13 protein-coding genes are annotated in these 8,649 nt (G+C 66.9%); 7 read left to right on the plus strand and 6 right to left on the minus strand.

What is annotated here, in order from left to right:
* Positions 1–229: 229 nt before the first annotated feature.
* Both ACNQPB_RS05950 and ACNQPB_RS05955 read left to right on the plus strand, forming a co-directional pair.
* Positions 230–1,069, plus strand: coding sequence for an SGNH/GDSL hydrolase family protein (locus ACNQPB_RS05950; protein WP_498749906.1), 840 nt, complete (start codon positions 230–232; stop codon positions 1,067–1,069).
* Positions 1,066–1,896 (plus strand): SGNH/GDSL hydrolase family protein, encoded by an 831-nt coding sequence (locus ACNQPB_RS05955; RefSeq protein WP_498749908.1) that lies wholly within the window; start codon positions 1,066–1,068, stop codon positions 1,894–1,896. Before ACNQPB_RS05950 ends, ACNQPB_RS05955 begins: the two co-directional genes overlap by 4 nt.
* Before the next feature lie 39 nt (positions 1,897–1,935).
* On the opposite strand, the gene ACNQPB_RS05960 is transcribed toward ACNQPB_RS05955, so the two are convergent.
* Entirely contained in the window at positions 1,936–2,391 is a 456-nt protein-coding gene (locus ACNQPB_RS05960; protein WP_498749909.1) for a VOC family protein, read from the minus strand.
* A 53-nt stretch (positions 2,392–2,444) separates the two neighbouring features.
* Entirely contained in the window at positions 2,445–2,729 is a 285-nt protein-coding gene (locus ACNQPB_RS05965; protein WP_426300515.1) for a YciI family protein, read from the minus strand.
* Positions 2,730–2,770: 41 nt separating this feature from the next.
* On the opposite strand from ACNQPB_RS05965, the gene ACNQPB_RS05970 reads away from it, so the two are divergent.
* Complete coding sequence (locus tag ACNQPB_RS05970) at positions 2,771–3,250, plus strand: MarR family winged helix-turn-helix transcriptional regulator (protein ID WP_498749911.1); 480 nt, start codon at positions 2,771–2,773, stop codon at positions 3,248–3,250.
* A gap of 53 nt (positions 3,251–3,303) precedes the next feature.
* Positions 3,304–4,080, plus strand: a complete 777-nt coding sequence (locus ACNQPB_RS05975; RefSeq protein WP_498749912.1) for an SGNH/GDSL hydrolase family protein — start codon at positions 3,304–3,306, stop codon at positions 4,078–4,080.
* Here the strand turns inward: ACNQPB_RS05975 and ACNQPB_RS05980 are convergent.
* The 3 genes from ACNQPB_RS05980 to ACNQPB_RS05990 are packed head-to-tail and all read right to left on the minus strand — an operon-like array spanning position 4,077 to position 6,932.
* Positions 4,077–4,970, minus strand: coding sequence for an FAD:protein FMN transferase (locus ACNQPB_RS05980; RefSeq protein ID WP_498749914.1), 894 nt, complete (start codon positions 4,968–4,970; stop codon positions 4,077–4,079). The genes ACNQPB_RS05975 and ACNQPB_RS05980 overlap by 4 nt on opposite strands.
* Positions 4,954–5,463, minus strand: a complete 510-nt coding sequence (locus ACNQPB_RS05985; protein ID WP_498749916.1) for an FMN-binding protein — start codon at positions 5,461–5,463, stop codon at positions 4,954–4,956. Before ACNQPB_RS05985 ends, ACNQPB_RS05980 begins: the two co-directional genes overlap by 17 nt.
* Positions 5,460–6,932 (minus strand): ferredoxin reductase family protein, encoded by a 1,473-nt coding sequence (locus ACNQPB_RS05990; RefSeq protein WP_498749918.1) that lies wholly within the window; start codon positions 6,930–6,932, stop codon positions 5,460–5,462. Before ACNQPB_RS05990 ends, ACNQPB_RS05985 begins: the two co-directional genes overlap by 4 nt.
* A 463-nt stretch (positions 6,933–7,395) precedes the next feature.
* Here ACNQPB_RS05990 and rpmB point away from each other — a divergent pair, with 463 nt between their 5' ends.
* Genes rpmB through rpsN form a run of 3 tightly spaced genes read left to right on the plus strand, consistent with a single transcriptional unit; the run spans position 7,396 to position 8,110 of the window.
* Complete coding sequence (gene rpmB, locus ACNQPB_RS05995; protein ID WP_045075827.1) at positions 7,396–7,632, plus strand: 50S ribosomal protein L28; 237 nt, start codon at positions 7,396–7,398, stop codon at positions 7,630–7,632.
* Positions 7,632–7,802 carry a 50S ribosomal protein L33 gene (rpmG, locus tag ACNQPB_RS06000; RefSeq protein WP_070348673.1) on the plus strand — a complete coding sequence of 57 codons (171 nt, stop codon included), beginning with the start codon at positions 7,632–7,634 and terminating at the stop codon, positions 7,800–7,802. The genes rpmB and rpmG overlap by 1 nt, the downstream gene beginning before the upstream one ends.
* 2 nt (positions 7,803–7,804) lie before the next feature.
* Positions 7,805–8,110 carry a 30S ribosomal protein S14 gene (gene rpsN / locus ACNQPB_RS06005; RefSeq protein WP_498749919.1) on the plus strand — a complete coding sequence of 102 codons (306 nt, stop codon included), beginning with the start codon at positions 7,805–7,807 and terminating at the stop codon, positions 8,108–8,110.
* Between the two features lie 331 nt (positions 8,111–8,441).
* Here rpsN and ACNQPB_RS06010 read toward each other — a convergent pair.
* A partial coding sequence (locus ACNQPB_RS06010; RefSeq protein WP_498749921.1) for a hypothetical protein occupies positions 8,442–8,649 on the minus strand: 208 nt, incomplete at its 5' end.

Raw genomic sequence — 8,649 nt, forward strand, 5'->3', positions numbered from 1 at the left:
TGCCTTCGTGCCGCTCACCTTTGCTGTCCCCCTTCGTTGAGCTTCCTGCGCCGCTCCGTCCCAGTTGCTTTCGAGTCCACTGTGGCGTGCTTCCGGAATTCCGCGGAAATTGGCAGGGCCCGGGTCTGGATTCGGGAAGCAACCGGGCGGGAGCGTCGTAACCGGGTCCGTCTCCGTCCGTTAAGCTCGCTGTTCCCTTGCAGTTGATTGGGGTGGGTAGGTTCGGGGGGTGGGTGGTTTTCTTTTTTCTCCTGATGGGCGACGGCGGTTTGTTGCTTTAGGGGATTCCTTCACCGAGGGGGTGGGGGATAAGAACAAGCACCTTCCCAATGGGGTGCGGGGGTGGGCTGACCGGGTTGCCGAGAAGTTGGCGAAAGCGGAGCCTGGCTGGGAGTACGCGAACCTGGCCGTGCGCAGCAAACGGCTCCGGCACGTCGTCGACGAACAGCTCGAACATGCCCTGGCCCTCGAGCCGAGCCTCATTACCCTCTACGCCGGCGGCAACGACATCCTCGACTTCGGCACGGACATGGACCAGCTCATGGCCGACTACGAACACCTCGTCGCCCGCCTCGCCGGAACCGGCGCCACCCTGGTCCTCTTCACCGGCTATGACGTCAAGGTTTCGGCCGTGCTGGAGCCCTTCAGGAAGCGCAACGCTCTCTACAACCAGCGGGTCCGCGAGCTGGCCGCCGAATACGGTGCCGTGCTGGTGGACTACTGGTGCATGGACGCCTACCACGACCGGCGGATGTGGGCCGCGGACCGGCTGCACATGTCCAAAGCCGGCCACAAGTACCTGGCCGCCCGGGTCCTGGACCAACTGGGTGTGCCGCACAAGATCTCCCCGAAAGACTGGGACCCGCCCCGCCGCCTGAAACTGCGCGAATGGGAACGCCAGCAGCGGCGCTGGATCAACGACTGGGTGGTTCCCCTGTTCGGGCGCAAGCTGCGCGGCGTCACCCTGGGCGACTCCCTCAGCGCCCGCTGGCCCGACCCCGTGAAGGTCCCGCGCAAGGGCGGGCTCCGGAAACTCGTGGAAGAAGCAGCAACAAAGGAGCCGAAATGACCCCCGAAGTAATGGACACAGCACCGTTGCGTTTCGTCGCCGTCGGGGATTCCTTCACCGAAGGCGTGGGCGACCGCGACCTCCGCCTGCCCAACGACTGCCGCGGCTGGGCGGACCGGGTGGCCGAGGAACTGACCCGGAACGATCCGCGCACCCGCTACGCGAACCTCGCCGTCCGCGGGCGCCGGCTCCGCCGCATCGTGGACGAACAGTTGGACACCGCGCTCGCCATGGAACCAAACCTCATCAGCTTCCACGCCGGCGGCAACGACCTCCTCGCCGCACGCTTGGACCTCGGGGCGCTCATCCGCCGCTTCGAAGCCGCCGTCGCCAGGATCGCCGGAACCGGCACCCGGGTGCTGCTGTTCACCGAATACAACGTGCCGCTGTCGCCGGTCCTCGAACCCCTCAAGCTACGCACCGCCATTTTCAACAAGCACATCCGGCGCATCGCCGCCGAACACGGCACGCTCCTGGTGGACCACTGGTGTTTCGAACGCTTCCAGGACCGTCGCATGTGGGCGCCGGACCGGCTGCACATGTCCACTCCCGGCCACGAGTACATGGCGGTCAAGGTCCTTGAGGTGCTCGGCGCCGCGCACTCGCTGCCGACGCCGGTTCTCGCCCCGCTGCTCCAGCGCAGCCGGGCAGAAATAGTCGCCGACGACGCCGCCTGGCTGAGGCGGGACGTCGCCCCCTGGTTCTCCCGGCGGATCCGCGGCGTCTCCAGCGGCGACCACCTCGGCGCCCGCTGGCCGGCCCTCATGCCCGCGGTCCTCCCGGAACGCCTGGGAAGCTCGAAGGCGCCGGTTCCAGTCCGCGGCTAGGCCGTGAACTGGCTGCAGCCGCCACCGTCGCATCGGATCTCAGATGACGTCGAATTCGTTGCCTTCCGGGTCCTGCATCGCGGCGGCGTAGAACTCTGCATCCGGCTCATCCTTGATCCGCAGCACTGTGGCACCGGCTTTGACCAGCCGTTCCACCGTAGCTTTGACCTGTTGCGTGCGGACCCCCAGTGGGACGCCACGTCCCTCACCGACCTTCAGATCGAAGTGCCACCGGTTCTTGGCGACCTTTGGCTCCGGAACCTGCTGGAACCACACCCTTGGCCCACGTCCCGAAGGGTCGATGATCGACTCCGGAAGATCCCCGGCACCGGCTGGCAATTCTGCCTCGGGGACCCCCAACGCCGCCCAGTACGCACGCCACGTGGCGTGCCCGTCCGGCGGGGGCTCAGGCACGTAACCCAGGGCCTCGGCCCAGAAACTGACCATTCTCTGCGGATCGTAGCAATCGATCGTCAGCTGCACTGTCATCTCCATGCCCAGAGCATCCCAGACAGGTCTGACAGAAAATAGACTTTCGCAGTCCGCGCCTAGTCGAGCAGGTTCTCGTAGCCTTCGGCAGCCGAGGTCACCGAGAATTCGATGATCTCGAAGTCCGCCACCCCGTTGGAATAGAAGGGGTCGCGGGCCAGGGCTTCATCCAGGGTGGCGCGGTCGACCCGGGAGAGCAGCACGCCGCCAATCGCCGGGACGCGGCGGCCGGACGCGAGGAAGATCCCGGCGTCGAAAGTCTCCTTCACCCAGGCCATGTGGGCGGGGCGGTGGAAGTCGACGATCTCGTCCGGGACCTTGTACGTCAGCGACACAATGAACATGGCACCAGATTACCCAGCGGGACCGCCCCTAGGATGGTTCCATGACCGAACCCCGCTGGCTGAATGCCGAGGAACGCCGCGCCTGGCTGGCCCTCGTGAGCATCAACACCCTCCTGCCGGCGGCGTTGGACACCAAACTCCAGGCAGCGGGAAAGTTGTCCCTCTTCGACTACAACGTGCTCGCGATGCTCTCCGAATCCGAGGGCCGCTTCCTGCCCATGAGCGAATTGGCCGCCCGCACCAGCGCGTCCCTGTCGCGGCTTTCCCACGTGGTCACCAAGCTGCAGAAGCGCGGCTGGGTGGAACGCGCGGGGCACCCCGGCGATGCCCGCGTCACCGTCGCGCACCTGACCGACGCCGGCATGGACACGATCGTGGGCCTCGCTCCGGGCCATGTGGAATCCGTCCGCGAGCTGATGATGGACGCCATGACCGATGACGACGTCGCCGACCTCGCGCGCATCGGCGAGAAGATCGTCGCCCGCCTCAAGCCGGACCACTGGATCCTGCGCGAGCACTGAGCCCGGGAGCGCTGAGCCCGCTGGGCCACGCGCCGGGTGGCTAGACTGTCGGCATGGATTTTTCGGACCGTTATGTCGCCCTGGGGGATTCCTTCACGGAGGGCGTCGGCGACCCCGATCCCGCCCGGCCCAACGGCGTCCGCGGCTGGGCTGACCGGGTAGCCGAGCAGCTCGGCCGGGACAACGACGCTTTTGGCTACGCCAACCTCGCCATCCGCGGCAGGAAGCTCCGGCAGATCATGGCAGAACAGGTGGCGGCCGCCGTCGCGCTCCAACCGACACTGGTGACCCTGTACGCCGGGGCGAACGACATCTTCCGCCCGAAGGTGGACATCGATTCCCTGATGGAGGAATACGACGCCGGCCTGGCCGCCTTGCGTGCCACCGGCGCGGCCGTGCTGCTGTTCACCGGGTTCGACGCCCGCAGTTCGAAGGTCTTCGGCACCATGCGAGGCCGCACCGCCATCTACAACGAACTGCTCCGGGAACTCGCGGACAAGCACGGCGCGGGCCTGGTGGACTACTGGCGCTTCGGCGAGTACCACGACTGGCGCATGTGGGACCGGGACCGGATGCACATGTCCACCGCAGGCCACATCAACATGGCGAACCGGGTGCTGGACGTGCTTGAGCATGAACGCCTGGGACCCGCGGAGCACGGCATCGCGCAGGGCGGGAGCACGGCGCTGCGCGCCGGCCGCGTCGCTGCCCTCCGGGACAATGCCCAGTGGGTGCGGGAGCATGCCGTTCCTTGGGTTGTCCGCCGGGTCAAAGGCACCTCGTCGGGGGACGGGCTGAGCCCGAGGTACCCGGAACTCACCCACCTTTAGTGGCTGCGGCCGAGTAGCGGGGCCTGGCGGGCCGCGCGGAAACCCGGCGTGGCGAGCAGTCCGCCGTCGTCGGTCACGGCCAGGACGTCCACGTCCCACCGTTCGGTGGCGATATCCAGGGTGCGCCGCCCGCCGGCCATGATGGCCGTGGCCAGGACGTCGGCCGTGACGATGTCCGGCGCCGCGACGGATACCTGCCGGAACCCGGCGGAGGCCCCACGCCCCAGCCCGGCCGCCCAGATGTGCTCGCCGCGTTCCGTCGTCCCGGAGGTGGCCAAGGCATTGCGTGAGTTCGCCGGACCCAGAGGGAAGGCGGAGAGCAGGGCACCCCGGTCAGAGGGGTCCACCACCCCGGCCCGCCAGGGTTCTCCGCTGCCCGGCCGCGGGGAACCGTTGGCCAGGACGTCGCCGCCGGCATTGAGGCACCAGTCCCGCAGGCCGAGCGCCAGGAGCACGGTTCCGGCCTCCATGATTGCCTGGGCCTTGACGATGCCCGAAAGGTCAAGGATCCCGTCCGGGCGCTCGGGCGTGAAGGCGCCCTCGGTGTCCAGGCGCCACTGCAGGGCCTCAGCGTGCGTCCGGCGCATGTCGTCCGAGGCCTGCCCCAGTGCCAGTTCGCCCCGGGCGATCGCGCTCGCCTCCGAACCCGGCCGGTAGAGGCTGAAGGTCCGGTCATGCGAGACGAAAACCTGCTCGACGGCGGCGGTAGCGGCCTCAAGCTCCCATGTCCCGGCGTCCCCCGTCCCGCCGTCGGGGTCCGGTTTCCCTGGGACGGGCGTTCCGCCGTCGCCCCGGGGAGCGCCGGCAGCCGTCGGCACGGCGAGGCTGACCACGGTGCCCATGCTCCGGAAGGTCCGGGAACGGAGCGGGATGTCAGAAGTTCGCGGCATCGAGGGCTGCCTGGAGTGAGGTCAGGTACGCATCGCTGGTCACCGTGGCCCCGCTGACCGTCTGCACATCCGCCGACTGGGCGTCGAGGACTTCGCCGCGGAGCACGGGAGCCGCCCGGTTGCTGATCTGCACGGACCGCTGTTCGTTGTCCGTCAGCTGCAAGGCCGTGACGTCGGTAATGACCCCGCCCTTGACCGTCACCTGCACCTGCACCGTTCCGAAGCGGGTCTGAACCGCGGTGCCCGCGTAGCTGCCGCCGGCCTTTGCCGCCGCCCCGGCGCCGGTCCCGGAGCCGGTCCCGGCGGATGTTCCGCTTGAGCCGGTTCCGCTTGAACCGGTTCCGCTCGAATCTGTTCCTGCCGCCGTGCCGTTCACGTCCGATGTCGTGGTTGCCGAGGCGTTGGATTCGGCCACGTGCGCCCCTGCCTGCCATCCGGCCAGGAGAATGGCCGCCGACGCCATCACCGCCGCAAATGCTGCCCTGAGTCTCACCAGTCAAACCTTTCGTAGTGGAGTTGCCCTTCCGGGACCCCGGCACTCCGTGCGTCCGCGAGGACCAGCTGCGCCCAGGCGGAGGGACCGCAGACGTACACATCCGTGCCCGCCGGATCGGGCACGTAGTCCCGCAACCCGCCGGGAACTTCGCCCGCGGGAAGCCAACTGCCCGGTGCCCGGGGGCCCGTCAGATGGAAGAGCGTGGCGCCCCGCCGCCTGCACAGCTCCATGACCTCCTGGCCCAGGTACAGCTCGCCGGGATTGCTGCCGCGGAGCAGCACCGTGGCGTCGCCGGACGTGAAAGGGGTGGATTCGAGAAGCGCGCGGATGGGGGTGATCCCGATGCCCGCACCGATCAGCACTACCCGCTTCCTGGTCCGGGCTGCGCTGCTGAAGATCCCGTATGGGCCTTCGATCGCCACCTTGGTGCCCGGCCGCAGCCTGGCCAATGCCGCCGACCCGCCGCCCAGGTTCCGGACCGTGATGCGGATGGCCCCCGCGCTGGGCATCCCGGTCCCGTGGACCCCGCCCGACGGCGGTGCTGCCGCCGGCTCCGCCGAGAGGCTGAACGGGTGCGCCTGCCACCACATGCCGGGGGCGAGGAATCGCCAGACGAAGAAGCGCCCGCCGCTGCCCGCGAGCTCGTGCAGCCGAAGCCCGTGCATTTCGATGCTCACCACCCCGGGCGCCACCGGGACCACGCGGCTCACAGTCAACTGGTGCCGGAATGTCGCCACCAAGGGAGTCGTTACCCGGTACCAGAGCAGTGCCGCCCCCGTGCCGGAGCACAGCAGCAGCCAGTACCAGCGCTGCCATGTCCCCTCGGCAAACATCCCGCCCACGCTGAACTGGTGGGGCAGGGCAGTGCCAACGGCCAGGTACGTCAGCAAATGCACCACGTACCAGAACTCATAGGGGAAGCGGCGCCGCACCGCCACCAGGGACGTGACCACGACCGCGACAAACAGGGCGAGCGAAACAAACGCGAGCCACATGTCGGGGACCAGCGTCCACAGTGCCACCGCCTCGCTGACGGGGTCCAGGCCTTCGGCCAGGCCGTAGCCGATACTGATGAGGAGCCCGTGCCCGAGCAACAGGTACAGTGCCGGTTTGCCGAGTTTGCGATGGAACTCCAGCGCGCGGTCGTGGCCGACGGTGTTGTCCAGGAAGGGCAGCCGGGCCGCCAGCAGGAGCATCAGCAGCACCAGGTCCATGCCGGCAAGCCCGGCCAGGATCCCGGCTGCGGTGACGAACTGGGCGGGACTGCCCAGCGAGGAGGCGCCGCCGTCGGCCAGCCATAAAGCCGCCGCAGCGGAGAGGGACGACCACAGCACCACGGTGAGCAGATCGGTGCGGACCATGCGGCGCCGCTGCCTGGAGCGCAAGCCGTGCTCGACGGCGGAACCCGCCATGGGCTGCGCGGCCGGGGGCTGCCGGCGCGGGATTTCAAGGAGTTCCTGCTTCATGCAAACCAGACTCTGCCCGGAGCCTTTCGTTTTGCTGTGAATGGCCTTGATACCGCTTATGACCTTTGTGGGCCGGGGCTTGAAGCGCTCAACGGCTGTGCCTGCGGCAGTCCCATATACACCGGATTGGTCTTAATTTCACGCAGCACCTAGACTTATTAGGCGCTAGGTGGCGCGGAGCGTGTGCAATTGCTCCGGTTGGCGGTGACTGTCGGAAACGGCGGAAGATCCGGTGGCCGGTAGTTAGGGGCTCAAGTTGCTTCGTTCCTCCATCCGCCCGGTATCCCGGAACCAGTTTCCGGGCCCACTCCTTCGCCGCAGCGGCAATCCAGCACTGGTTTTCAACCGGTCCTTGATGCTGCGGGAACTACCGAAAACATAGTGGACCGGCGTCGGACGTCACTGACCGCACGGCAGGCAGGAATTCTGCAGGCCGTTATTCCATACTTTGAGGAGAGTCGACATGGCAGCACACTGCCAGGTGACCGGAGCCGAGCCGGGCTTTGGACACAGCATTTCGCACTCGCACCGCCGCAACAAGCGCCGGTTCGACCCGAACATCCAGAAGAAGCGCTACTGGGTTCCGTCCCTGCGCCGCAATGTCACGCTGACCCTGTCGGCCAAGGGCATTAAGACCATCGACGTTCGCGGCATCGACGCAGTCGTCGCCGACATTCTTGCGCGTGGGGTGAAGCTCTAATGGCAAAGAAGGACAAGGACGTACGTCCGATCATCAAGCTGAAGTCCACTGCGGGCACCGGCTACACCTACGTGACGCGGAAGAACCGTCGTAACGACCCGGACCGCCTGGTCCTGAAGAAGTACGACCCGAAGATCCGCCAGCACGTCGAATTCCGAGAGGAGCGCTAAACATGGCTAAGAAGTCCAAGATTGCTCGCAACGAGCAGCGCAAGGTCATCGTTGAGCGCTACGCCGCCAAGCGTCTCGAACTGAAGAAGACCCTGGTTAACCCCAACGCGACTGACGAAGCACGCGAAGAGGCACGCCTCGGCCTGCAGAAGCTGCCCCGCAACGCCTCCCCGATCCGCGTCCGCAACCGCGACATAATCGACGGCCGCCCGCGCGGTACCTTCCAGAAGTTCGGCATCTCCCGTGTCCGCTTCCGCGACATGGCACACAAGGGCGAACTCCCGGGCATCACCAAGTCTTCCTGGTAGTCCAGAAGCACTGAAAGGGCCGGCAACCGTTTGGTTGCCGGCCCTTTCTGCGTTCCCGGATGCCCTTCTGCATGGCGCAAGCGTTCTGCATCCCTCAAGCCGCAGGGACTGGCCACGTGCGGCGGATGTGAGGGGCTTCACGGTACTGATTCCGAGGTTTGTTGCGGTTCCGGCGGCCCCCGGGGGCCGGATTTCCGCCGCGATTCCGCGGCTACAGACCCCGCTGCTCGCTGATTTGCGTGGCCCCGCCGGGGCGTGTAATGTTTTCTGAGTCGCCGCGAGGGGGACAGCGAAGAGCTGGGACCCGGAGGCGGCCAAAACTCCCCCGAATTTAGCCGGTTATCCGGTTGGCTTTGATGCCTTTCGGGAGCCGCTTCTTTTCTTCAGGTTTTGACGGAAACGTTGATTTGCTTGGCGGGAGGGAATCGGGTAAGTTTGGAAAGTTGCTCCGGAGCGATCCTGAATGTTTGGTTTGGGTGGTGCCGGGTGTGTCTGTTGTTTGAGAACTCAATAGTGTGCCAAGTTTGTTGATACCGATT

The organism is Curtobacterium sp. LFS079 (genome assembly GCF_047977865.1).
In the GTDB taxonomy this organism is placed as follows: domain Bacteria; phylum Actinomycetota; class Actinomycetes; order Actinomycetales; family Micrococcaceae; genus Arthrobacter.